A 23946-nucleotide genomic window follows, 5' to 3' on the forward strand; every position below is an offset into this window, starting at 1 on the left:
ATGAGTATTCTTGAATCAGTTTCTTTAGCCCTTGGAAGTCTTCGCACCAACAAGATGCGATCAGCGCTGACACTGCTGGGCGTGATTATCGGCATCGCCTCAGTTATTGCCATCTTGACACTGGGGCATGCGCTGAAAACCCAAACCACAAGCGGTTTGGAAGGCATTGGCATCAACGATTACAGCGCTGACGTTCGTGAGCGAACTCCTGAAGGCGAACCCGAACCAGAAGGCTTTTATTCTGGTCCACCTGTGACCAATCCTGATGACATGATCACACCAGAAATGATCGAGGATCTTCGTTCGCAGTTTGGGCCGGATATCTCCGAGATCCAAGTGGGCGGATATGCCGGAACACCAGCGACCGTAAGCACTGACCTTGATGCAAGTAAACAGCTCAAGGGCCTTGTCCGAGGAATCAATGTGGACTACCAACGCACGAAAAGCGTGAAAATCGGGTGGGGAAGAGAAATCACTGATGAGGACATCGACGGTGACCGTCCAGTGGCTGTTGTTCCTGAAAAGCTTGCGACTTCTTTCTTTGGCGGGGATCCCTCAGCAGCGCTGGGCAATAGTGTGACGATAGAAACTGAGTTTGGTACTGCAGATTTTCAGATCGTGGGCGTGACAAAGAAACCCGAAGAAAAAGGCGGTCTTTTAAGCTTTGCTGATAATCAAGTAGAAATTCTTGTACCTTACCCTTCCGAAGCTAAGGTCGCAGAGATCTCGGGTGCATTCCCTGGGATTAGTATTCGGCTTGCTAGCCCAACAGGAGGTTCGCAAACAGAACGTAATGAGCATGATGCTCAAGTGAAAAAGCGACTACAGGCATTTTTTGATGAGCGTTACCAAGACAATAAAGACTATAAAGTCAAGGTGACAGATCAGAAGCAGAACTTGGCATCGGTGAACAAGATTTTGACGTCGATTAGCGCAGCTATTGCGGCAATTGGTGGAATCTCACTGCTGGTTGGCGGTATTGGCGTTATGAACATCATGCTGATTACCGTGGCCGAACGCACTAGAGAAATTGGTGTGCGTAAAGCCTTAGGCGCTACGCGCCGCGACATCCGCCTGCAGTTCGTTGTTGAGGCCATGATCGTGTGCCTGATGGGTGGCTTGCTGGGCGTGATATTCGGTGGGGCGGTAGGCATGATCGGTGCGAAATTGATGGGAGAATTTGTCTTCCCACCACTGAGCGGCATTGTTATTTCGTTGGTGTTCTCCTTGGCCATTGGCCTGTTCTTTGGTTCTTATCCCGCAGGCAAAGCTGCCAAGCTCAACCCTATTGAGGCGCTTCGTTACGAATAGTTGAGAAGTGGGGCGTGGTTGTGGTTAAATACTCAGGTTGCCTGCACTGGTCGATCGTTAGTGTGTTAGTTTCCGGACACAGCGATCGAGACCCCTCGACAATTGTTCGTTGAAGAGTGCTGGCCTCATGTACATAGACCGCGTGTGTCAGTTCGGAAATCTGCCACACATTCAATCCAGGTCAGGAGACCCATAGTGATTCAGCAGGAATCGCGTCTGCGGGTTGCCGATAACACCGGTGCACGAGAGATTCTGTGCATCCGCGTTCTCGGTGGCTCCACCCGACGCTTTGCTGGCATTGGCGATGTCATCGTCGCTACCGTCAAGGAAGCTACCCCAGGAGGCAACGTTAAGGCTGGCGAAGTCGTTAAGGCTGTTATCGTCCGCGCTAAGAAGGAAACGCGCCGTCCAGACGGCTCCTACATCAAGTTCGATGAAAACGCTGCTGTTTTGATCAAGAACGACAACGAGCCACGTGGTACCCGTATCTTCGGGCCAGTTGCTCGCGAGCTTCGTGACAAGAAGTTCATGAAGATTGTTTCTCTCGCACCGGAGGTGATCTAGTTATGAAGATCCACAAGGGCGATATGGTTCTCGTGATCTCCGGCCCAGACAAGGGCGCTAAGGGTAAGGTTATCCAGGCTTTCCCTAAGACCGAGAAGGTCTTGGTTGAGGGCGTTAACCGCATCAAGAAGCACGTTGCTAACTCTGCTCCAGAGCGCGGCGCTGAGTCTGGCGGAATCGTCACCCAGGAAGCTCCAATCCACGTTTCTAACGTCATGGTTTTGGACTCCGATGGTAACCCAACCCGCGTTGGCTACCGCTTCGATGAGAACGGCAAGAAGGTCCGTATCTCGCGTCGTAACGGGAAGGACATCTAATCATGAGCGAGAACTACACTCCACGTCTGAAAACCCGCTACCGTGAAGAGATCCGCACCAAGCTCAACGATGAGTTCTCCTACGAGAACGTCATGCAGATCCCTGGTGTTGTCAAGGTTGTTGTCAACATGGGTGTCGGCGACGCTGCTCGTGACTCCAAACTGATCAACGGCGCACTCGAGGACCTCACCTTGATCACAGGTCAGAAGCCAGAGCTTCGCCGTGCCAAGAAGTCCATCGCTAACTTCAAGCTCCGTGAAGGCATGCCAATCGGTGCTCGCGTTACGCTTCGAGGCGACCGCATGTGGGAGTTCCTGGACCGTCTGCTGACCGTCGCACTGCCACGTATTCGTGACTTCCGCGGCCTGTCTGACCAGCAGTTCGATGGCCACGGTAACTACACCTTCGGCCTCTCCGAGCAGACCATGTTCTACGAAATCGACGTTGACAAGATCGACCGCCCACGCGGTATGGACATCACCGTCGTTACCACCGCTACCAACAACGAGGAAGGCCGCGCATTGCTTCGCGAGCTCGGCTTCCCATTCAAGAAGGCTGACGCCTAATTAGTTCGTAGCAGTAACGTGAAACCCCCTTCTTCGGAAGGGGGTTTTCTCGTACTCAGAGTAGTCGGCGGATTCTAGGAGTCGTAGAAACCTAGAGCAGGTTCAAATGGTGTGGCGCTGCTACTTGTACCTAGTTTTCTGTTTTATGACGCAGGCATACGCACGGGGGTACCCAACGCGGGTACATAGGCTAGGGGGTATCAAATACATGCAAAACTTGCGTAATTTGCATGTATTTTGCTCTGATATTTCTACTAAATAGAGTGCTGAATTTAATTTGTTATTAAAACTGTCAATTAATTGATAGTCGAAATTGGTGACCTAAATCTACAACTTCAATGGCGCTATAGAAATTATTATTATGAATTCTGATGTATTGAATAAATGTGCACGGGCAAAATAAATGGCATCTGAACTGTACTTATAGGGTCAATATGTTATTAAATGTGAACCAAAACGATTCATAAAAAGCAAAGTGATTCTAATTACACTGCAAACTAGCGCTTTCAAGTTTCCCGCAACGTGAGAAATCGGTTACGCTCCTTTGTGTAATGCCAAGGACATTGAAACTCGGTTTGTAATGGGTGTCACTGGTTTTTGAAAGTGATATTTATATGTAATCTTCACCGCTTTAGCGGGGGTGAAAAATTGCTTACAATGTGGGTTTATGTTGGAAATGGTGGGATGAACTGCCGTTTTCTAGTCAAGGTCGTTGGTTTGTGCTTCGAGAGAGAACGGAAGAACTATCGTGTCTCAGATTGTTTCCCACTCAGCATCTGCTGGGATCCGCGATGGTGTAGCACCATCAGAATCACCTGCCTCATCTAGCGCGCCTTCTTGGCGTAAAACCGACACCGTATGGAGCTTGAGCCTCTTCGGCACAGCCATCGGTGCGGGCGTATTGTTCCTCCCCATCAACGCCGGTATCGGCGGAATCATCCCCATGCTCGTCATGGCCGTCGTCGCATACCCGATGGCCCACTGGGCACACCGGGGTCTTACTCGCTTCATCCTTTCAGCATCCAAGGAAGACGCAGACCTAACGGATGTCGTCGATGAGCACTTCGGCCACAAGGCCAGCGCATTTATCACCGTCCTGTACTTCTTGTCGGTCTACCCGATCCTGTTGGTCTACTCGGTCACCATCACCAACACCGTAAACTCCTTCTTGGAAAACCAGCTGGGAATCACTCCGCTGCCACGCTGGTTGATGTCGCTCATCTTGGTCGGCGGACTGATCTTCGTGGTCAGCCTCGGTCGCACGGTGATCGTCAAGGCCATGTCGGTTTTGGTATTCCCCTTCATCGCCATCTTGGTGGTGCTCTCGGTCTATTTGATCCCTAAGTGGAACACTGCACTGTTCCAGACCTTCGACCTGCGCACTTCAGCTGAGGCTTCCGGTCACAGCATCTGGATTACCCTGTTGCTTCTCGTCCCAGTGATGGTCTTCTCCTTCAATCACTCGCCAATCATTTCCTCTTTCGCCCAGGAAAAGCGTGCTGAGTACGGTCAGTGGGCTGACTACAAGACCGGTCGCATTCTCACCGTCGCCCAGATCTTGATGGTCGTTGTGGTTATGTTCTTTGTGTTTTCTTGCGCATTGAGCTTGTCGCCAGCCGATCTCGCTGCTGCTAAAGAACAAAACATCACCATCTTGTCCTACTTGGCTAACCATTTTGATAGCCCTGTGATTCAGTGGGCTGCTCCCATTATTGCCATGATCGCTGTGGCAAAGTCCTTCCTTGGCCACTACCTCGGTGCTGCTGAAGGTTTCCAAGGCTTGATTGCTTCGGGTGCTGCTTCTAAGGGCAAGACTGTTGATACTCAAAGTCGTGCGTTGGTGCTGGGTACTCTCGCCTTCATGCTGATCTCTTCGTGGCTGGTAGCATGGCTGAACCCATCCATCCTCGGAATGATCGAGACGATGTGTGGTCCTACAATCGCCATCCTGCTCTTCCTGATGCCTATGTACGCCATCCATAAGGTTCCGGCGTTGGCTAAGTACCGTGGTCGTATTTCGAACTACTTGGTCTTCGGCATGGGCCTGTTGGCACTGTGCACCATCGTCTACAGCATCGTCCAGGCTTTCTAGAGTTCGGGTAAGGAGCATACATCATGTTCATCAGCTGCTTCGATATGTTCAAGATTGGTATCGGCCCATCGAGCTCTCACACTCTTGGCCCTATGAAGGCTGGCAAGGCGTTCGTCGATACGCTTGAAGAGCGCGGCCTGCTTGATCGAGTCACCCGCGTGCGTGCCGACGTCTACGGCTCACTGTCGCTGACCGGCATCGGCCACGCGACCGACAAGGCTATCATCATGGGCTTGGCAGGATTCGAGCCAGAAACCGTGGACATCGACGCCATGCCAGGATTCCTCGAAATCGTCGCTTCCTTGCAGCGCCTTGGACTAGCAGGCGGGAAGAGGACGGTGGATTTCAGCCGAACCGAAGGCATCGTCTTCCACAACACCTGCCTGCAACTGCACGAAAACGGCATGACCATCACCGCATTTGAAGGCGACGAGGTCTTGTTGACCAAGGCATATTTCTCCATCGGCGGCGGATTTATCGTCGATAAAGAGCACTTTGGCCTACCCGTCGAAGACACCGCCGTTGTGCCTTTTCCTTACAACACCGCTGAGGAAGTTCTCGCACACTGCGATCGCGAGGGTATGAGCATTCCAGAGTTCGCATGGCGCAATGAGGTTGCGGCAAACGGCGAAGAAGCCGTGCGCGAACACCTAGCTAAAGTATGGAAAGTCATGCAGAGCGGCATCGAGCGTGGTTCCTCAGCAGAAGGAATCCTGCCAGGTGACCTACGAGTACCGCGCCGCGCTAAGGCCCTTCGTGAGCGCCTGGAATCCACCAGCGAAAATGAACCACTACGCATGATGAGCTGGCTTAACATGTTCGCCATGGCCGTCAACGAGGAAAATGCCTCCGGTGGCCGTGTGGTGACCTCGCCTACAAACGGTGCCTGCGGCGTTCTTCCTGCTGTGTTGTCCTACTGGGATCGATTGGTCAAACCAGTTGGTGAGCAAGACGTGATTGACTACCTGTTGACCTGCGGTGTGGTGGGCGCTTTGTACAAGAAGAACGCCTCCATCTCGGGTGCTGAGGTCGGTTGCCAAGGTGAGGTCGGCGTGGCCTGCTCAATGGCAGCGGCTGGTATTGCACAACTTATGGGCGCAACTCCTGCGCAGGCTTTCGCCGCAGCGGAGATCGCCATGGAGCATAATTTGGGTCTTACCTGTGATCCAGTGTGCGGCCAAGTCCAAGTTCCTTGCATCGAACGCAATGCAATTGCTGCTGTGACCTCGGTTAATGCGGCAAATATGTCGCTACAGCGTGGTTCTACCCCTACCGTGTCGCTGGATCAGGTTATCCAGACGATGTACCAAACCGGTAAGGATATGGACTCCAAATACCGTGAGACGTCCCTTGGTGGCCTCGCTAAAGTCTTAATGCCTCGACTTATGCCGTGTAGCTGATAAATCCCTGCTGCCGATTGCCTCATCGTGAGGTGGTCGGCAGCTTTTCCATCTCCCCCTTTTCACAGGAGTATTCTTTATGATTTCACGCAGAAGTTTCCTCGGCGCATGCGCTCTTGCTTCCGTGGCAGGTGCGGTGCAGGCGTGCAGCAACAAAGCCGGCAGTGCAGGTGTGCGTAACGACGCCTCCGGTCATCTCATCGTGCTCGGCACCGGTGGCACGATCGCATGCACCAACGTCGATGGGGCACTGGTGCCCACAGTCTCCGGAGAAGAACTCGTCGCAGGAGTGTACGACACTTTTGACAAAGACAAACTCAGCATCGATGTCCGCCAAGTATCTCAGCTCGACTCTTCGGCAATGACACTCAAAGACACCGACATGATTATCACCGAGGTGCTCAAAGCCGTAAAAGAAGACGGCGTGACCGGTGTGATTGTCACCCACGGCACCGACTCCATGGAAGAATCAGCCATCGCCGTAGACACCTTCCTCGACTCCGACGTACCTGTCGTATTCACCGGCTCCATGCTGCCTTTCGACGACCCCAAAACCGATGGCCCAGCCAACCTCTTGCTCGCAGTTCGCACCGCTACCGCCCCCGAAAACCGTGGCAAAGGCGTGTTTATTGCCTTCGGTGAAAAGACACTTCGTGCTCGTGGCGCCTACAAATCCAACGCCAATAGCGTGGATGGATTTGATAGCAACGCCGACAACGAGCTCACCCGTCCTGCAGCATTAGCCTACAAACCCCTAGAACACCAGCGCGTTGACATCATCGCCGCCTACCCAGGTGCACCTCGCGCGCTTGTCGACGCCGCCCTCGCCAGCGGCGCCAAAGCCCTCGTCATTGAAGGCATGGGGGCCGGCAACGTAGGAGGTGACATCGCCCTGGCTATCTCCGACGCCTTGGACAAGAAAATCCCCGTAGTGATGTCCACGCGTGTCGACGCCGGCCGCGTCGAAGGCACCTACGGTGGTGCCGGCGGTGGCGCAACACTTGCAGCCAAAGGCGTGATTGGTGCAGACATCCTGCGCGCCGGGCAGTCACGAATCCTATTGGCCTGCGCATTAGCAACGAAGACTGACCCGAAGACGCTGTTTTAGGCACTCCATTGGTTGTAGCCACCTGATAGGCTCACAAGGTCTTTAACGCCGGCACGGGAAAGCAGAATACATGCCCGCGCCGAGCGTATTCCGGCTGCACAGTAAAGCACTGAGCCCGACGGAACGCCCGCTCGTGCGGCATCAATATCAGTTTCGATGAGAGACAACGGTACTGAAATAGCATGGGGGGATAACTCCGAGAACCGTTTCTTCAGGCTCTCTTACGTCGATAATCGTGCTGAATCCTGAAACAGACGAAACTTCGGGGACGGATTCCATATGGCGAGGCGACTCGGAATCCACTATTCTTTTAGTGTTCTGCCCCGCAGAAACAGGAATGTACTCCCATTGACCACTGAAGCCATCAAAATACCCGATAGATCCAGAGAGGGGAGTGCCTACTCCTGTAATCACCTTAATGGCTTCTAATACCATAGCAGATCCGACAACTCCCACAAGTGGTCCGAGAACTCCTGCCTCAGTGCAATTAGGTACGTCTCCAGGAAGTGGAGGATATGGGAACACATCTTCATATACAGGGCCAGATGGCGTATTAAATACACTCATTTGTGCGTCAAACCCAAGGATCGATCCCTATACATACGGAATTCCTAGGCGAACTGCAGTAGCACTCGCTACGTAGCGGGTGTCAAAGTTATCGGATCCGTCAATAAGCACATCCACTCCGCAAACAATCTCCAAGGAATCAGGCCAAGAAAAACGATCGTTGATCGTTGTGACTTCGCATTCAGGAGGTTGCGTCCGCTAGCGTGGTGTATCTGTAACTACCGGTGAGGTCCTGATGAATGAATGAGGCGACCACCGCGGGTACCTTTCGAATCAACTCTTACCTATCCTCGAAAGGAATGTAACCGCGATGGCCACTAACCCTCATCATATCGACCCGACCGCGTATCTGGAAGAATTACTCACTCAGGCCTCCCCAGACTTGATGCGCCAGATGCTCACAAACTTCATCAACCAGATCCTTTCAGCCCAGGCTGACAGTGTTTGCGGCGCGGACTACGCCACCACCAGCGAGTCTCGTACTAATGTCCGCAATGGCTACCGCCACCGCGACCTTGATACTCGCGTCGGCACCATCGATATCGCTGTACCCAAATGACGTACCAGATCTTTCTTCCCAGACTGGTTATTGCAACGACGCACCCTAGCCGAACGAGCACTAACAACCGTAATAGCCACCTGCTATGTAAAGGGCGTATCCACCCGCAGGATGAACGATCTCGTCGCCAGTTTAGGGATCAATAATTTATCGAAGTCGCAGGTATCTGACATGGCAAAAGATCTTGACGAGATGGTCGAAGACTTGGTCAAGTCCGGTGAAGTGGTGTATCTGTCCTTTCTGAATCGGTGGATCGGGGGACAGTGTCAGGGTCGGTGTTGGGGTCCGTCTCGGGGTTGATGTTGGTTCAATTAGGAGGCTGCCTCGATGGTGTCTGCGTCGTTGGCGCGGATGGTATTGGTAGCTATCAGGCGTCGGGTGTGTTCCAAGCTTGCTAGTGACATATAGCGTTTCTGCTGAATCCAATCGTCATGCTGTTCAGTTAGTACGGCGCCGACGAGGCGGATGACTGCTGCGCGGTTGGGAAAGATTCCTACAACGTCGGTACGCCGCCTGATGTCACGGTTCAAACGCTCTGTTGGATTATTGGACCATACCTTCGTCCATACAGCTTTGGGCGTGGCTGTAAACGCGAGTATCTCATCTAATGATTCTTCCAGGTAGTCGGCTGCGTCGGGAAAACGCTCGGTGCAGAAATCTACGACCTAGCGGGCTTGGTCCCAGGTAGCTTGCGCGTCGGTTTGCTAGAAGATGGAGTGAAACATTCCCGATAGTGTTGTCCACTGGCGTTTTGATACTTTTGAGGACAGGTTCTTAGCAAAATGTGTCCGGCAACGTTGCCAGCTGGCTGTAGGTAGTACTTGACCAACAGCCAGCTTGGATTCCTAGGTGCGCATCGCTGGTGACGAGATAGACTTCGCCAAGACCACGGGCTTTGAGGTCTTGGAAGAATCCGGTCCATGATTCCACGGATTTTGATGTAGCAATCTGTATGCCCAGTAGTTCACGGTAGCCGTCTTTGTTAACGCCGGTAGCGATAAGCACACTGGTTTTAACGACTCGTCCGCCTTCGCGGACTTTCATTGTCAACGCGTCACAGGACAGGTAGTAATACGGCCTTGAATCCAGTGGGCGGGCTTTAAAATCAGCGACCATCTCGTCGAGTTCTTTGGCCATGTCAGACACTTGTGTTTTCGACAGATTGTTAATGCCCAGCGTGGCCACCAAATCATTCATGCGTCTAGTGGAGACCTCTTTTGAGATAACACGTGGCTATCACGGTAGTCAGGGCTCTTTCGGTCTGGGTGCGTCTTTCTAAGAGCTAGTCGGGAAAGAATGCGCCGTGACGTAGTTTCGGGATAGCAACGTCAATGCTTCCTACCCTGGTGTCTAAGGGATGGTGGCCATTGCGGGTATTAGTCCGTTGGGGAGATACCGTGGCGTAGTCAGCGCCGCAAACACTGTCAGCCTGGGTCGAGAGGATCTGGTTGATGAAGTTTGTGAGCATCTGGCGCATCAAGTCTGGGGAGGCCTGAGTGAGCAATTCTTCCAGATACGCGGTCGGGTCGATATGATGAGGGTCAGTGGTCATCGCGGTTTACGGGTCTGCTGAGGGTTTGGTTGACAGTTTTCCTTCTGATTTTTAGGCCGCAAGGGATGCGGCTGGTTCCATGATTGTTTCGTATTCGATTGGTGTCAATTTACCCAGTGCTCGTTGCCGTCTTTTCCTGTGATATGTCCGTTCAATCCAGTGAGTGATCGCGGCAGATAGTTCACGGCGCCTGTTCCAAAAGCCACGATCAAGAACGTTCTTTTGTACAAGAGCGAAGAAAGATTCCATCGCAGCGTTATCCCCACACGCTCCAACTCTGCCCATAGATCCCTTCGCGCCGTAAGATTTCAGCGCGGCACGGAATTTTCTAGAACGAAATTGCGAGCCACGATCAGAGTGAATGATTACGCCATGGGGATTGCCTCGTTTCCTCATCGCATCATCGAGCGCCGCCACCACGAGGCGTGATTTCATCCGCCCACCGGTCGCATAGCCCACGATTCTTCGCGAGCACAGGTCTTTGATCGCACACAGATACAGCTTGCCCTCTTTGGTCCAATGCTCCGCAATATCTGTAACCCACGCAACGTTGAGCGCATCAGCGTGGAAGTGACGCTGTAACAGGTCATCATGTACTGGAGCACCCGACTTCTTCCCACGCGACTTACGCCTAGCGATCACCGAGAACACCTGAGCATGAGAACACAAAAGCCATACTCGACGCTCAGAAATCTCTATCCCTTGATCATGGAGCTCGTCTGCTATCAGGCGGTAACCAAATTCAGGATCGTCACTGTGAATCTAGCGAATCTTGTCTATAAGTTCTACTTCTTGGGCTTGCCTGTCCGAAACTGGCTTAGCAGCCCATTTATAAAACGCTTGGCGGGAAAACCCCAGTACCCGAGCCGCTACCGTCAAGGTCGCCTTACCTGCCTTGATCAGCTTTTCCACGGTCGGGAAGACCCTTTTGGGCGAATCACCTCTTGAGACAGGTACGCCGCCGCTGCACGTAGCACTTCGTTTTCCATCTCCAACTCGCGAATCCGTTTCAAAGCCTGGCGCATCTCTTTAGCCACTACCGGATCAGCACACGGTTGCATCCCCTGAGCCTGCAACCTCGCATCAGTAATCCATTTTTGCAACGAGGAACGCGAGATCCCCAAATCAGCACACACCTGACGGCGAGAGATCCCAGACTCCACCAACGCCACGGCATCAGCTTTGAACTGCTCTGAATACAACTTCGACATAATCAACATCCTTCCCTGCCCCGCCCCAGCGAAACAAGCTAGACGTCAACCAAACCCTCAGCAGACCCTACTTCCTTTCGAGGATAGGTAAGAGTTGATTCGAAAGGTACCCGCGGTGGTCGCCTTATTGTGCACCGGCACGAGGCTTACAACGGGTTACAGATACACCACACTAGCGGACGTAACCGAAGACTTCCGCACCCGACCACTTGATACCGGCCCCTACCTATATGTCTCGTGTGATGCGTTGACCATGAAAGTCCGTGAAAGCGGACGAGTCGTTAAAACCTCTGTGCTGCTAGCTACCGGGGTTAATGCCGAAGGTTACCGGGAGTTATTGGGCATGCAGATTGCACCATCTGAGTCTGTGGCCTCGTGGACCAGGTTCTTTAGGGATCTTCAAGCCCGCGGACTTGATGAAGTCTATCTTGTCACCAGTGACGCCCATCTAGGTATCCAACATGCAATTAGTGAGATATTACCGAATGCGTCCTGGCAACGGTGCCGAACGCACTTCGCCAAGAACCTCTCTGGCATGGTGCCCAAAACGCAGTGGCCGACCCTATCGGCGATGTTTCATACGATATTCCAAACCAGACTCGGAATCGGTGTGGTCCCAAGCCCGTGAGGTCGTAGCATTTTGTGAAGAGAAATTCCCCTGCGTTGCTAGCTACCTGGAAGAAGCTTTGGATGAGCTGTTGGCGTTTACTAACGCCCCGAAATCAGTGTGGAAGAAAGTCTGGTCGAATAACCCCTACTGAACGACTTAACCGTGAAATCCGCTGGTGCACAGATGTCGTAGGTATTTTTCCTAATCGTGACGCTGTCGTGCGCCTTGTTGGCGCGATACTAGCTGAACAACATGATGACTGGATTCAGCAAAACCGCTACATGTCACTGACTAGTCTGGCACACACCAAGGCGATGATCACCGCCAACGTCATCGACGCTGACACCACCAAGGAGGTCGCGTGAATCAATTAGAGCACTGGGTACGTGCTGGCCCCTGATACCATCGCACTGCATGCTTTATCGAAGGGTAGAAACACCACTCAAACAGACTTGACCAGGGCGATAGCTAGTTTATTGGTGGTGCCGTATTTGATGTAGTCGTACCAGTTGTTTGGGAAGCTCTGGATATAGTGGATTTTCTTGTATTTATTGGAAAATCGCAGGAAATAGAGGGAGAGGCTGAAAGGGTCTGCTCTTAGCTGGATGTCTTGCGATTTTGGGCAATATTTTATGCGTATTGATGAGTTCTCTTGTTCACGGGTTCGTTAGGCGTTTTCGCGAGGCAAGATCACTATCTCTAAACCGGCGAGTACGACTTCTATGATGATTTCAAAGTATTCCTGGCTCATGCGGTCTTCGTTTTTCGGGTTGGCTAGCGGAATTAAGTAGCCTTGGATGATGTCGGCCAGCGTTGTGGAGCAGGCAGCTAGGGGCTGAAGTTGGGTAATCATTTGGCCTAGGTCGTGGCGCTGTTCCTGCTTGGTTGGGCTGCGCAAGTTGCGAGAAGTAATGCTCCACAGCATCGTGTTGATGATAATTGAGTATGCGATGTGAATGTACTGGCTAAAACCAGCGTCCCGTAGTTTTTCGTAAGCCACCTCCAAGATTGGTATCAACGCGGCGTTCATATGTCCATACATCAGTTTGTCGGTGACTCCGGGGAATTCAAGAAAGACGGGCCTGACATTTTTTGCTAGGGAGATGAACCAATCTTTCCATTCCAGCTGCTCGTCCGGTAGTTCGATGGTGCTAGTGATCTCGCCGATTACAGAAGCGGTAATGGCGTCACGGTTTTGGTAATGGTGGTAGATGACAGAGGGAACTACTCCCAGATGCTGCGCAAGGTCGCGAATCGACCATTTTTCTAGACCGTACTCTCGGGTCAGTTCCATTGCGGTGTACATGATCTTTTCTTGCGTCAGCCAGGCGCGTCTACCCGTGTTTACCCGCTTGTCTTTATTTCCCACGAAAACAGCATACCCTCAATCTCGACAATACTAGAACATTGTTCTAGTATTGTTTCAGCTTGATTGGTAGCTCACTTTGGAAAGGATGTTTTAATGTGTGCCACTAATGAACGAAACGAGAAAGTCGAATCAAAAATAACGGGACTGTTTCCCTTGTTTTTGACGGTGTTACTGGCATATATGGGGCAGATGATTCTTAATCCAATTCTGGCTCCGTTATCGCGCGAAATTGGGTTGAAGGAATGGCACATTGGCGCCACCATTTCGTTAGCAGCCATAATGGTTTCTCTTACCTCCACCAGGTGGGGACGGGTCTCATTGCGATGGGGATCTCGGCGTATCTTGCTTATTGGCATGCTTGCTGGAATCCTGGCTCTAGGCGGATTCGCTATGGTGGTGTGGCTAGGATTTAAGGGTCTGCTCACCGGCATAGCGTTGATCATAGGAGTAGTCATAACTAGGAGCGTGCTGTACGGCGGTGCCATCGCATCAGTTTCCCCAGCCGCGCAAACCTACGTTGTGACTCATACATACAATGAGACGCAACGGGTAAAAGGTCTGGGAGTCTTGGGCGCTGCACAAGGATTCTCCTCTATTCTTGGAGCTTTATTGGGCGGCAGCCTTGCAGCTATAGGAGGTTTCATGATGCCCTTGCTGGTGATGCCTCTGGTCATGCTTTTAGGCGTTGCCGTTTTGCTGTTAACATTCAAACCCACAGGTGGCGAAGAAAAAGTCGCTCAACCGGCAAAAGTTTCCTATTTTGATTCAAGAGTATTCGTGTTCCTGGCTTGCGGTTTCCTAATGTTTACCGCTTTTTCTACCGTGGCTATACTTTTCGGCTTTTTACTGCAGGATGTTTTGAAGCTAGCGGCCGGCGCAACAGCAGGGCTCACCGCTTTGTGCATGTCAATAATGGGGGTGGTGATGATACTGGCGCAGGCCTTGGTGGCTCCAAGGTTAAACTGGGGTGCTAAAAAACTCTTTAGAAGAGGATTAATAATCGTTCTTCTCGGGTTACTACTCTTGGTTTATCCACTAAATCTTGGACTGTTCATCGTGGCCAGCATCTTGACAGGCTTTGGTCTAGGCCTGGCGATGCCTGGCTACAACACGGCGCCTACTTTGCAAATGAAGCCCGAAGAGCAAGGTGGGTTGGCCGGGTTGATTAATGCTAACAATGGTGCAGCCTATGTAGTGGCACCGATAGCCTCCACCGCACTTTACGGATTCTCTCCGTGGCTACCAATGACATGTTGCACAGTCCTGATAGCTGCGGCAATTTTGCTGAGTTTTTACCATCCCGAGTTCCGCAAATAATCTCTTTATGATTAGAAGCAAAAACCATAAAAATCCCTGCTAAAGCGGTGTTCACTTCATCAGAACTATGATGTCTAGTCGCTACGAGATTCAAACAAACTCAAACTGAAGTGAACTGCTCCCCATTAGTTGGACTGAGAAATCAGTTACCTACTAGTGGGGAGCAGTTGTATGCGTGCACGTAGTTCGTTGTCGGCGGGACAGCGGGAAGAATTGGTGGCTCTTTTCGAGCAGGGTTATAGTTATTGGGCTGCAGCTCATCATGTTGGTGTTGGTGTTTACCCAGTCCGTGCTTTGTTTCGTCGGTTCTTGCTCCATGGCAAGCTATGTCTTGTGGAAAAGCCTTCAAAGCAGCAGTACTCTTTCGAAATCAAAAAGGAAGTTGTCCAACGCCATCTAGCTGGCGAGTCGAAGATGGATCTGGCCCGTGAGTTTGGTCTGTCGTCGGATCAAGTGGTCGGATATTGGTCGCGAAAATGGCGCAAAGGTGGTGATGACGCGTTAAAGCTGAAACCGAAGGGCAGGCCTAAAGGTTCAGCTAAGCCGAAGGTGCTTACTGAAGAAGATAAGCTGCGTCGCGAAAACGAACGGTTGCGGGCTGAAAATGCTTATTTAAAAAAATTGCGGGACTTGAGGAACCAGGGACACGCCTGAAAGCCCAGGCGATCGTCATCCTCAAGTCACAACACCGCTTGGCAGATCTCCTCGCGGCGGCAGATATGCCGCGGGCGACATTCTTCTACCATCAAAAGCGACTCGATAAGCCGGATAAACATGCTGCGGTAAAGCACGCAATCCTAGAAAGTTTCGAAGCCAACAAGCATCGCTACGGCTACCGGCGAGTGTTGCTGGACTTGCGCAACAAGGGCTGGGTGGTCAACCACAAACTCGTCTACAAGCTCATGCACCAGATGGGTCTTCGGGCTAAAATCCGTCAGCGCAGGCCCTATAATTCCTACACAGGAACTATCAGTCGCATTGCTGACAATAAGCTTGCCCGTAAATTCACTCCAGACAAGCCCAACATCGTCTTTGTCAGCGACGTTACCGAATTTAGGGTTGCAGGCCGCAAAGTGTATTTATCACCGGTAATGGATCTCTTCGACCGCTGTATTGTCGCTCACACCGTGGCTACATCACCGTCGATAGCATTCACCGCCGATTCCCTAACAAAGGCGATTGCAGCCTGTGCGCCGAAGCCTGGATGGATGATGCACACCGATCAAGGCTTCCAGTACCAGCATTCAACCTGGCGTAATCTAATCCACGACAACGGCGGTGTTCAGTCAATGTCGCGTAAAGCTAATTGTTACGACAACGCAGTAATGGAGAACTTCTTCGGACACTTAAAAACCGAGATGTACCACGGAGAAGTTTTTGGAACCGTCGAGGAATTCACCCAAGCTGTCGAAGACTACATCCAGTGGTATAACACCGAACGCATCCAACAACGACTCAAGGGCCTGACCCCGATGCACTATCGGAAGGGTCTGCTGAGGGTTTGGTTGACGTCTAGCTTGTTTCGCTGGGGCGGGGCAGGGAAGGATGTTGATTATGTCGAAGTTGTATTCAGAGCAGTTCAAAGCTGATGCCGTGGCGTTGGTGGAGTCTGGGATCTCTCGCCGTCAGGTGTGTGCTGATTTAGGGATCTCGCGTTCCTCGTTGCAAAAATGGATTACTGATGCGAGGTTGCAGGCTCAGGGGATGCAACCGTGTGCTGATCCGGTAGTGGCTAAAGAGATGCGCCAGGCTTTGAAACGGATTCGCGAGTTGGAGATGGAAAACGAAGTGCTACGTGCAGCGGCGGCGTACCTGTCTCAAGAGGTGATTCGCCCAAAAGGGTCTTCCCGACCGTGGAAAAGCTGATCAAGGCAGGTAAGGCGACCGTGACGGTAGCGGCTCGGGTACTGGGGTTTTCCCGCCAAGCGTTTTATAAATGGGCTGCTAAGCCAGTTTCGGACAGGCAAGCCCAAGAAGTAGAACTTATAGACAAGATTCGCCAGATTCACAGTGACGATCCTGAATTTGGTTACCGCCTGATAGCAGACGAGCTCCATGATCAAGGGATAGAGATTTCTGAGCGTCGAGTATGGCGTTTGTGTTCTCATGCTCAGGTGTTCTCGGTGATCGCTAGGCGTAAGTCGCGTGGGAAGAAGTCGGGTGCTCCAGTACATGATGACCTGTTACAGCGTCACTTCCACGCTGATGCGCTCAACGTTGCGTGGGTTACAGATATTGCGGAGCATTGGACCAAAGAGGGCAAGCTGTATCTGTGTGCGATCAAAGACCTGTGCTCGCGAAGAATCGTGGGCTATGCGACCGGTGGGCGGATGAAATCACGCCTCGTGGTGGCGGCGCTCGATGATGCGATGAGGAAACGAGGCAATCCCCATGGCGTAATCATTCACTCTGATCGTGGCTCGCAATTTCGTTCTAGAAAATTCCGTGCCGCGCTGAAATCTTACGGCGCGAAGGGATCTATGGGCAGAGTTGGAGCGTGTGGGGATAACGCTGCGATGGAATCTTTCTTCGCTCTTGTACAAAAGAACGTTCTTGATCGTGGCTTTTGGAACAGGCGCCGTGAACTATCTGCCGCGATCACTCACTGGATTGAACGGACATATCACAGGAAAAGACGGCAACGAGCACTGGGTAAATTGACACCAATCGAATACGAAACAATCATGGAACCAGCCGCATCCCTTGCGGCCTAAAAATCAGAAGGAAAACTGTCAACCAAACCCTCAGCAGACCCAACGGAACAAAACCCGGGACACTTCAAACCTATAGCGCGAAGGCTCTACCCCGCACTACCGTTGCAGGCATTGATGTAGGCGGTAAGACGTCCAGTCAGATCCAGCAGCAGGTGGAGGCTGTTGCAGGTGAATGCAACCTCGATCTAACTATTGAGGGAAAAACCGTGAGCGTGCCCTTGGCTGACACGGGTTTTAGTGTTGATTCGGCTAAAACGACGCAGGCCTCGCTTGAGCCTTCCGCTTCGATTTGGAGCCGTGCTAGCGGGCTGGTGTCGTCTCGACATATTCCAGCTTCTGTGAATGCGGATGAGTCCGCGTTCGCGCAGTTTGTTGAGTCGTTGAACGCGAACACGTCGTCTCTTACAAAGGAAGCGTCCGTTTCTTGGAATGGCGACCATTTTGTGGCCGCTCCTGGCGCGGCGGGCATGGCTGTTGATGCGGACCAGGTGTGCCAAATAGTTGAGGACGCTGCAACGGAGCTGACCGGCTCAGTTTCGGCGCAGATTTCTGTGGCGCAGCGCGAACCACAAGTTGGCACTGCGCAAGCTGAATCCGCAGCTGGACAAGCAAACGATCTAGTGAACGCTTCCGTAGAGCTTGGTGACGGCATCGAATCATACGAGGCCACCCGCGACGACATTGCGAAGTGGGTCTCTTTTGACGCTTCCAACGGTTTAGCCCCCTCGTTTGACGCGGCAGCGATTGCGGGTTGGGTTTCACAGATTGCGGATAAGACGAATGAGGATCCCACGCCCGGCATTCAAAACGTGGATGAGAACGGCAAGGTACTGATTAACGCGCTGGAAGGCAAGAAGGGCTGGAAGGTCAACAATCTTGACGCTGTTTCCGGCCAGGTGGTGCAGGCCGTGCAGGCGGGTAAGCCGTTTAGTGGGTCGTTTGATTACGACGAGGTTCAGCACAGCTATGAGCAGCGCAAGATTGCTCCGGGTGCTGAGAACCTGCCCTACCCGGCGGCGCCGGGTGAGAAGTGGATTGACATTAACCTCACTACCGCCCAGATGACGTGCTACGAGGGCACTGAGGTTGTGCGCGGCCCGATTCCGATTGTTCCAGGCAAGCCGTCCTCGCCCACGGTGGACGGGCATTTCAACGTGTATTTGCAGTATGAGAGCCAGACGATGCGCGGCCTGAATGATGATGGTTCACGCTATGTGGAGCCGGATGTTCCTTGGGTGTCATACTTCCACGGGTCTTATTCGATTCATGCGGCGCCGTGGCAGCGCACGTTCGGGTGGACGGGGCCGGGTGGCTCGCATGGTTGTGTGAATACGCCAACGTCTGACGCGGAGTGGATTTACCATTGGGCAGACCTGGGCACTTCCGTAATGTCCCACTATTAGAAGCAGCCTCAAATAAAGATAGGCCGCAAACACTTTCAATAACACTCCCTCGGCGCGAATCCGTTTTTGGTTTCGCTTCGGGGGATGCTTGTACTGTTAGTAGCCTCGTTTGCACGACAGCTTCACCTGCACAGCAGTGTTATTTGGCTGTCAGCTGCGGTTAATCATCATCGTCGTCGAGTTCAAGTTCAGGGTTTTCTGCCCGAGCTTGTTCGAACACTTCGGCCGCGGCTGAAAGGTTGATTATGCCAATCACGAGGCCAACCATGATGTCTGGCCAGGGGTTGAACCAGAACAGGGTGACGATGCCCGCTGCAAGGATTAATAGGTTTGCGAGGACGTCGTTGCGCGCCGCAAGCCAAGCTCCTCGAACTAGCGCGGTTTCGTGTTTGCTTAGTTGGAGTAGGAGCAGTGCGCTGGCAAGGTTGATGAGCATTGCGAGGATCGCGGTTACTGACAGGGCGAGGGGTTCTGGTGGCTGTCCGGACACCATTTTCCAAATGGCGGTGCCGAGTGCGGCAACAGCAGGGATAAGGATGAGGCCGGCCAGCCCATAGCTGGCTTTTCGTCTGCTCGTTACAGACCATCCAAGGGCGGTGAGTACAAGCATGTTTATTAGGAAGTCTTCGAGGAAGTCAGCTGCGTCAGCAAATAGGGCTGCCGAACCGATGATTGAGGCGATGACCAGTTCGATTATGAAGCCGGCAAGATTGAGGATGGCTACCCAGGCAACGATTTGCCGAGCACGAGTGTCAAGATTTTGGGCGGTATACACGGGCACTGATTCTACCTAGCTACTGGTGAAGCTAGTGAGTGGGGGCTGCGTAGGCTTCTTCAACAACACAAATAATCAACTTAGGTTAGGCTTAACTGGGCTGTTCTAGTACTGTTGGTGTTATGGACACAAATAAGAGCGAACCCCGCCTCCCGCAAAGTGACAGGTCAACTAGTGTTGCGGCAGGCCATTGGGTGCTTGCCCGCGCAGGCAAGCGGGTTTTACGCCCGGGTGGATTGAAACTAACAAACCGAATGTTGGATGCGGCTGGCCTATCTGGCAAGAAAGTGTTGGAATTCGCTCCGGGTTTGGGACGTACGGCCACGCTCATGCTTGAGCGTGGAATTGCCTCGTATACGGGCGTGGACCAAGATCCAGATGCTGCCGCACGAGTGCAGACCGCGGTAGGGCCTAGGGGCACAGTTGTGAATGCTGATGTGCAATCCACCGGCCTTGAGGCTGAATCAGCTCAGGTTGTGGTTGGTGAAGCGATGCTGACCATGCAAGGTGATAAAGGTAAGCGAGAGATCATCGCTGAAGCTTTCCGACTGCTTGAGCCTGGTGGTTGTTATGCGATCCACGAGCTTGGCCTGACTCCTGACAGCATTGACGCGGAGCTTGCGGACCAGTTGCGCCGGCGCCTTGCCCGCACGATTAGGGTTAATGCTCGCCCCCTCACTCGCGGTGAGTGGTGTGGTTTGTTAGAACAGGCGGGTTTCAGTATCGAGTGGGTGGGGTATGAGCCGATGGCTTTACTGTCTCCGCGCCGCAACCTCGCTGATGAAGGTGTAGGCGGTGTTGTGCGGATTTTGCGTAACGTTGCGCGTGATAAGGAGTTGCGTCGCCGCGTATTGGATATGCGCGCAACGTTCAACGACTACCGTGATAATCTGACCGGCATCGCTATCGTCGCACGAAAACCCACCACCAACCTGGAGGAAAAGGAGAGCTGACTATGACTGAGCCCAAACCATCATCAGCCGCAGCGCTGGGGTTTATCGAAAACCTGGCGCAGCGTGTTGAGTATTGTGCGAACTCAACCACTTCTACAACGGTGATGCGCGCCGAAGGGGTGAACGTGGTGTTGTTCTCGTTCGACGAGGGAGAAGAACTATCCGAGCATACTGCCGCAATGCCGGTGATTGTGCAAGCCCTTGAAGGTGAACTCGAAATCAGTGGGGATGGTAAAACGGTGACGTTGCATCCCGGCGGAATGGTGCATTTTCCTACGCGCCTTCCTCACACAGTTAAGGCACTAACCAAAGCAAAAATGGTGCTTTACATGATGAGCCGGCCGCCAGCGAACTAAGTACGCCACGCCAATTTGCGCAGGAGTGGGCCGGTTCTGTCCGCTCCTGCGCATTTTTTGAGGACTATTTCAAAAGGGTGTGGGCCAGCCAAACTCCTTTAGTGCATGTTGCACACAATCTTTGTCCTACTCCCTCGTTATCCTTATGAATGCAGCCCGTTGCGGCGTTAAAACTGGTTAGTGGTATTGGGAGTTTGTTGTGGGTAGTGATGCTCAAAGACAAGAGCTACATCGGACTATTTGGCGTATTGCTAATGATTTACGCGGGGTCTGTAGATGGTTGGGATTTCAAGCAGTACGTGCTAGGTATGTTGTTTTACCGTTTCATTTCCGAACGTTTTGTTCAACACGTGAATCGGCTGGAGCGCGAAACGGATCCCGATTTTGACTACGTTCACCTTCCCGATGATCTAGCCGAGTATGGTCGCGATAGTTCAGTTGCAGAGCTAGGCTTTTTTCATTCGCCCGTCCGAGCTTTTTGAGAATGTGCGCAAGAACGTGGCTGCTGACCCTGATTTGAATGAGCGGCTAGAGCAGGTTTTTCGCAATATTGAAGGGTCTGCTGTTGGTTCCCAGTCAGAGGGCGACATTAAAGGCTTGTTCGATGACTTGGATGTGAACAGCGCGAAGCTTGGTAATACTGTGGCGGCTCGTAATGCGAAGCTGGTGCGGATTTTGAATGAGATTGGAAACTTGCCACTTGGTGATTTCAGCTCTCATTCTATTGACATGTTTGGGGATGCTTACGAGTTTTTGATGACGATGTATGCGTCTTCGGCAGGTAAGTCGGGTGGCGAGTTCTTCACCCCGCAAGACGTTTCTGAACTGCTTGCCCGCCTCACTTTGGTGGGGAAAACCAAAGTGAATGGCGTGTATGAAGCTTTCATTCCACAATGGATACAAATGCGCGCGAACTGTGTTTTGGTCGCCTGATTGGTTCAAATAGAAAAGAGGTGGTTCATGTGCCGTTGCCCCCACTGATTCGTCAAGGCGGAACACGAACGGTGACCGTTATCAGCAGCTCCTCAGGCACCGATAGTCGCGCTGACTACGAGTCTGTCGTCCTCAACGATCAAGGAATCGAGGAGGCCTACTTCGGTACCGAAACCCCGGTCTACGAAGGCGATCGCATAGAATTTCCCGATCCACGTGGTGGAAAGTTCCATTACATCGTTACTCGGGTGATCATTAACGACCTACCTGGCGGCCCGTTTGCTGACATGGCCTACACCGAGGCGCACCTTGACAAAAAGGGTCCTCCGCGTGTGGCACCTATTCGACGTCTCACCGTTGAGAACCTTCACCCTCATGTCATTGAGTCAGCAGGAAAGCTCTTCGCTGATGGCCATTACAGTAGGGCTGTAACTGAGGCCTTTGTGTCTCTTGAGGTACGCGTTCGTGGTCTTCTGGACTCTGATAATTCAGGCACGAAGCTGATGGACGAGGCCTTCGCGGGTAAAGACCCGAAGTTCTCGGTTGCGCGGCATGAGGGGCGTTCTGGTGAAGATGAGCAAGCTGGGTTCCACGCTTTATTTCGCGGTGCAATGTTAGGCATCAGAAAGCCTGCAGCACACGAGCTTGCTGCAGAGCAGGATCCTCAGGAAGCGCTCGAGTACTTAGCGCTTGCCAGCTTGCTTCACCGAAGGCTCGACAGTGACTAAAGCTCCTTGAATGGTGCTTTCTGTGTATCTCCGACTGCAAACTGGAAGGACAAGCTCAAACAAGACCTGCGCGAGGAAGCCAAACTGTCGTCCACCACGATGGCCAGGCTCAACAACGGCGACAACGTCACCACCGACGTGCTCCTACGCATCTGCCAGGTCCTCAGCTGCCAGATTGGCGACATTGTCCAAGTAATCCCTAAAGAAGAAGCTTAAAGGAACCTGCCCCATGTCTCAGATTGACGTCAAGAAGCAAGGACCTGGGGCCCGACCCCGTTTGGTAGACACGGAGGATTTAATCAAGAAGCAGATTTCAGGATAGCAGGACCGCGTTCCTCAAACACCGCTGGCGTGAGATATTTACACCAGGAACGCCGGCGAGTGGTGTTATACCTGGTGCACCAGCGGAATACATCCCGGCGACAGCGCAATTGATTCTCAAAGGTCTTGGAATCCTGAAGAATTTCCCGCTTCATCGTCGCGTTGAACGACTCCGCCAAAGCATTATCCGTACTGGTTCCCATTGATCCCATCGACTGTCTGATCCCGAGGTCCTTACAGGTGTTCTGGAACGCGTTCGAGGTATACACACTTCCGTGGTCCGAGTGAAAAATTGCACCCGCAAGGCTCCCTCGTTGGCCTTTAGCCATTTTTAGCGCCTCCTGGACTAGGGAGGTATGCATATGGTCTGCGATGGAAAACCCCACCAATCTGCGTGAATAGCAATCAATGACCGTGGCCAGGTACATATTCGACCCATCTGCAATCGGCAGGTAGGTAATGTCCCCAACGTAAACTTGGTTAGGCTTGTCGGCGGTGAACTTCCGGCCCACTAAGTCAGGAAACACTGGTTTCTTTTGATCGGATACGGTGGTGGTGACCTTGCGTTTCTTTGTATAGCCAAACAGCTTCAACGAGCGCATTATCCGGGCGACCCGCTTATGATTCACCGGTTCATGACCAGTCTGGTCCTTGAGTTCGGCGGTGATGCGTTTTGCCCCGTAGTAGCCGCGTTCAGTGATGAACACGGTCTTGACTCTGGTGCCAAGAAGCGAGTCCTTGAGCAGGCGTTTCTTCCTCAGAGGAGCAGTTCTTTTCCATTTGTAATACGAGGACTTATTAAGCCCTAGGACCTCGCATAACCGCTTAACCGAGTAGGTCGTGGAGACGTCGTCAACGAACCGGAAGCGGATCACCAGTTCGTCTCTTCCGCGAAATATTTCGCAGCTTTCCGCAGGATATCGCGCTCTTGCCTCAACCGGGTGTTTTCACGTTGTAGTTGCCGGATCTGCTCAGCTTCGGTCACTGAAGCAGAGGGGGATTTCTCAGTCGCAGGGCTGGTGGCACGGGTTTTAGTTCCATACTTTTTCACCCAGTTCGCCAAGGTGGCCCGGTTGATACCAAGATCAGTGGCGATGGTCTGGGTTGAAGCCCCGTGGAGTTCTCATACAAGGCGACCGCGTCACGCTGGAACTCCTCGGTGTAGGTCTTGCTTGGCATGGTGTGGAGATTACCTTTCTGTCCCAGAATGTTGGGATGTT

Annotated in this window: 19 protein-coding genes and 7 pseudogenes; 19 read left to right on the forward strand and 7 right to left on the reverse strand. The window is 52.5% G+C overall.

Features of this window, described 5'->3' with window-relative positions; translation table 11 throughout:
- From ABMV07_RS02420 to ABMV07_RS02450, 7 genes are all read left to right on the forward strand, one after another.
- Entirely contained in the window at window positions 1-1311 is a 1311-nt protein-coding gene (locus tag ABMV07_RS02420; protein WP_088267202.1) for an ABC transporter permease, read from the forward strand.
- 195 nt (window positions 1312-1506) lie between these two features.
- Window positions 1507-1875 (forward strand): 50S ribosomal protein L14, encoded by a 369-nt coding sequence (rplN, locus tag ABMV07_RS02425; RefSeq protein WP_004566763.1) that lies wholly within the window; start codon window positions 1507-1509, stop codon window positions 1873-1875.
- Between the two features lie 2 nt (window positions 1876-1877).
- Window positions 1878-2192 carry a 50S ribosomal protein L24 gene (gene rplX, locus ABMV07_RS02430; protein WP_004566765.1) on the forward strand — a complete coding sequence of 105 codons (315 nt, stop codon included), beginning with the start codon at window positions 1878-1880 and terminating at the stop codon, window positions 2190-2192.
- Between the two features lie 2 nt (window positions 2193-2194).
- Window positions 2195-2758, forward strand: coding sequence for a 50S ribosomal protein L5 (rplE, locus tag ABMV07_RS02435; RefSeq protein ID WP_004566766.1), 564 nt, complete (start codon window positions 2195-2197; stop codon window positions 2756-2758).
- A gap of 748 nt (window positions 2759-3506) precedes the next feature.
- Window positions 3507-4850, forward strand: a complete 1344-nt coding sequence (locus tag ABMV07_RS02440; protein WP_088267203.1) for an aromatic amino acid transport family protein — start codon at window positions 3507-3509, stop codon at window positions 4848-4850.
- A gap of 23 nt (window positions 4851-4873) precedes the next feature.
- Window positions 4874-6250, forward strand: coding sequence for an L-serine ammonia-lyase (locus ABMV07_RS02445; protein ID WP_088267204.1), 1377 nt, complete (start codon window positions 4874-4876; stop codon window positions 6248-6250).
- A 79-nt stretch (window positions 6251-6329) separates the two neighbouring features.
- On the forward strand, window positions 6330-7358 hold the full coding sequence (locus tag ABMV07_RS02450) for an asparaginase (protein WP_197689817.1): 1029 nt from the start codon (window positions 6330-6332) through the stop codon (window positions 7356-7358).
- Here ABMV07_RS02450 and ABMV07_RS02455 read toward each other — a convergent pair.
- The gene (locus tag ABMV07_RS02455) at window positions 7355-7468 is read right to left on the reverse strand and encodes a rhodanese-like domain-containing protein (protein WP_374064999.1); all 114 of its coding nucleotides are present in this window, start codon (window positions 7466-7468) and stop codon (window positions 7355-7357) included. The two genes, ABMV07_RS02450 and ABMV07_RS02455, sit on opposite strands and share 4 nt — an antisense overlap.
- Before the next feature lie 37 nt (window positions 7469-7505).
- Window positions 7506-8060, reverse strand: a pseudogene (locus tag ABMV07_RS02460) (ThiF family adenylyltransferase).
- Between the two features lie 175 nt (window positions 8061-8235).
- Here ABMV07_RS02460 and ABMV07_RS02465 point away from each other — a divergent pair.
- A pseudogene (locus ABMV07_RS02465) lies at window positions 8236-8685 on the forward strand (transposase); the annotation flags it as partial.
- A 110-nt stretch (window positions 8686-8795) separates the two neighbouring features.
- On the opposite strand, the pseudogene ABMV07_RS02470 reads toward ABMV07_RS02465, so the two are convergent.
- Window positions 8796-10036 (reverse strand): annotated as a pseudogene (locus ABMV07_RS02470) (IS256 family transposase).
- Window positions 10037-10087: 51 nt separating this feature from the next.
- Window positions 10088-11247: pseudogene (locus ABMV07_RS02475) on the reverse strand (IS3 family transposase).
- 172 nt (window positions 11248-11419) lie between these two features.
- Here ABMV07_RS02475 and ABMV07_RS02480 point away from each other — a divergent pair.
- Window positions 11420-12222 (forward strand): annotated as a pseudogene (locus ABMV07_RS02480) (IS256 family transposase); the annotation flags it as partial.
- 302 nt (window positions 12223-12524) lie between these two features.
- On the opposite strand, the gene ABMV07_RS02485 reads toward ABMV07_RS02480, so the two are convergent.
- A complete protein-coding gene (locus tag ABMV07_RS02485) occupies window positions 12525-13226 on the reverse strand; it encodes a TetR/AcrR family transcriptional regulator (protein WP_088267755.1) in 702 nt (233 codons plus the stop codon).
- Window positions 13227-13319: 93 nt separating this feature from the next.
- On the opposite strand from ABMV07_RS02485, the gene ABMV07_RS02490 reads away from it, so the two are divergent.
- The 4 genes and pseudogenes from ABMV07_RS02490 (at window position 13320) to ABMV07_RS02505 (ending at window position 18660) form a co-directional block, all read left to right on the forward strand.
- Window positions 13320-14543, forward strand: coding sequence for an MFS transporter (locus ABMV07_RS02490; RefSeq protein WP_088267754.1), 1224 nt, complete (start codon window positions 13320-13322; stop codon window positions 14541-14543).
- Window positions 14544-14714: 171 nt separating this feature from the next.
- Window positions 14715-16039 (forward strand): annotated as a pseudogene (locus ABMV07_RS02495) (IS3 family transposase); the annotation flags it as partial.
- A gap of 58 nt (window positions 16040-16097) precedes the next feature.
- Window positions 16098-17257, forward strand: a protein-coding gene (locus ABMV07_RS02500) for an IS3 family transposase (RefSeq protein ID WP_374065000.1) whose coding sequence is annotated in 2 segments (ribosomal slippage) — window positions 16098-16370 and window positions 16373-17257 — 1158 coding nt in all. Because the reading frame shifts where the segments join, the coding sequence is not laid out codon by codon here.
- A gap of 212 nt (window positions 17258-17469) precedes the next feature.
- On the forward strand, window positions 17470-18660 hold the full coding sequence (locus ABMV07_RS02505; RefSeq protein ID WP_374064841.1) for a L,D-transpeptidase family protein: 1191 nt from the start codon (window positions 17470-17472) through the stop codon (window positions 18658-18660).
- A 160-nt stretch (window positions 18661-18820) separates the two neighbouring features.
- Here ABMV07_RS02505 and ABMV07_RS02510 read toward each other — a convergent pair whose 3' ends face one another.
- On the reverse strand, window positions 18821-19435 hold the full coding sequence (locus ABMV07_RS02510; RefSeq protein ID WP_272938438.1) for a cation transporter: 615 nt from the start codon (window positions 19433-19435) through the stop codon (window positions 18821-18823).
- A 122-nt stretch (window positions 19436-19557) separates the two neighbouring features.
- On the opposite strand from ABMV07_RS02510, the gene ABMV07_RS02515 reads away from it, so the two are divergent.
- From ABMV07_RS02515 to ABMV07_RS02540, 6 genes are all read left to right on the forward strand, one after another.
- The gene (locus tag ABMV07_RS02515; RefSeq protein ID WP_088266339.1) at window positions 19558-20388 is read left to right on the forward strand and encodes a class I SAM-dependent methyltransferase; all 831 of its coding nucleotides are present in this window, start codon (window positions 19558-19560) and stop codon (window positions 20386-20388) included.
- Window positions 20389-20390: 2 nt separating this feature from the next.
- The gene (locus tag ABMV07_RS02520) at window positions 20391-20744 is read left to right on the forward strand and encodes a cupin domain-containing protein (protein WP_088266338.1); all 354 of its coding nucleotides are present in this window, start codon (window positions 20391-20393) and stop codon (window positions 20742-20744) included.
- A 149-nt stretch (window positions 20745-20893) separates the two neighbouring features.
- Window positions 20894-21226 carry a type I restriction-modification system subunit M N-terminal domain-containing protein gene (locus tag ABMV07_RS02525; RefSeq protein WP_229255053.1) on the forward strand — a complete coding sequence of 111 codons (333 nt, stop codon included), beginning with the start codon at window positions 20894-20896 and terminating at the stop codon, window positions 21224-21226.
- A gap of 16 nt (window positions 21227-21242) precedes the next feature.
- Window positions 21243-21677 (forward strand): N-6 DNA methylase, encoded by a 435-nt coding sequence (locus ABMV07_RS02530; protein WP_374064842.1) that lies wholly within the window; start codon window positions 21243-21245, stop codon window positions 21675-21677.
- A gap of 71 nt (window positions 21678-21748) precedes the next feature.
- Complete coding sequence (locus tag ABMV07_RS02535; protein WP_374064843.1) at window positions 21749-22405, forward strand: TIGR02391 family protein; 657 nt, start codon at window positions 21749-21751, stop codon at window positions 22403-22405.
- A 6-nt stretch (window positions 22406-22411) separates the two neighbouring features.
- The gene (locus ABMV07_RS02540; RefSeq protein WP_196977584.1) at window positions 22412-22621 is read left to right on the forward strand and encodes a helix-turn-helix domain-containing protein; all 210 of its coding nucleotides are present in this window, start codon (window positions 22412-22414) and stop codon (window positions 22619-22621) included.
- An 83-nt stretch (window positions 22622-22704) separates the two neighbouring features.
- Here ABMV07_RS02540 and ABMV07_RS02545 read toward each other — a convergent pair.
- Window positions 22705-23905, reverse strand: a pseudogene (locus ABMV07_RS02545) (IS3 family transposase).
- Between the last annotated feature and the right edge of the window lie 41 nt (window positions 23906-23946).

This window comes from Corynebacterium belfantii (assembly GCF_041898185.1).
Taxonomy (GTDB): Bacteria; Actinomycetota; Actinomycetes; order Mycobacteriales; family Mycobacteriaceae; genus Corynebacterium; species Corynebacterium belfantii.

Coding starts and splice junctions, on each gene's coding strand:
- ABMV07_RS02525 (WP_229255053.1), top strand. CDS start 20,894: ATGCAGCCCGTTGCGGCGTTAAAACTGGTTAGTGGTATTGGGAGTTTG.
- ABMV07_RS02450 (WP_197689817.1), top strand. CDS start 6,330: ATGATTTCACGCAGAAGTTTCCTCGGCGCATGCGCTCTTGCTTCCGTG.
- ABMV07_RS02520 (WP_088266338.1), top strand. CDS start 20,391: ATGACTGAGCCCAAACCATCATCAGCCGCAGCGCTGGGGTTTATCGAA.
- rplX (WP_004566765.1), top strand. CDS start 1,878: ATGAAGATCCACAAGGGCGATATGGTTCTCGTGATCTCCGGCCCAGAC.
- ABMV07_RS02445 (WP_088267204.1), top strand. CDS start 4,874: ATGTTCATCAGCTGCTTCGATATGTTCAAGATTGGTATCGGCCCATCG.
- ABMV07_RS02515 (WP_088266339.1), top strand. CDS start 19,558: ATGGACACAAATAAGAGCGAACCCCGCCTCCCGCAAAGTGACAGGTCA.
- ABMV07_RS02490 (WP_088267754.1), top strand. CDS start 13,320: ATGTGTGCCACTAATGAACGAAACGAGAAAGTCGAATCAAAAATAACG.
- ABMV07_RS02420 (WP_088267202.1), top strand. CDS start 1: ATGAGTATTCTTGAATCAGTTTCTTTAGCCCTTGGAAGTCTTCGCACC.
- rplE (WP_004566766.1), top strand. CDS start 2,195: ATGAGCGAGAACTACACTCCACGTCTGAAAACCCGCTACCGTGAAGAG.